General features: G+C 46.3%; 1 pseudogene. It reads right to left on the reverse strand.

Features of this window, described 5'->3' with window-relative positions:
- A pseudogene (locus BHE89_RS01175) lies at positions 1-287 on the reverse strand (RNA-guided endonuclease TnpB family protein); the annotation flags it as partial.

Genomic DNA, 287 nt, shown 5'->3' on the forward strand with positions numbered 1-287 from the left:
CTGACATTTTATGACCGCAGCAATGACAGGTTTTCGAACTGGCAAACCATTGATCCAGTTTTACCAGATGGACGCCTTTTTCTGCGGCTTTATATTCCAGCTTTGTGATAAAACCATGCCAGCCTGCATCACCGATAGCGCGAGCCAGACAGTGGTTTTTCATCATATTCGCCGATTTCAGTGTCTCTACAATTACCGCTTGGTTTTCGTCAACAATTGCACGAGAGAGTTTGTGTTGAAATCAGCACGGGCATTGGCTACCCGTTCGTGTACACCTGCAAGCTGTA

Origin of the sequence: Shigella sp. FC1967, assembly GCF_001743005.1 — a bacterium.
In the GTDB taxonomy this organism is placed as follows: Bacteria; Pseudomonadota; Gammaproteobacteria; order Enterobacterales; family Enterobacteriaceae; genus Proteus.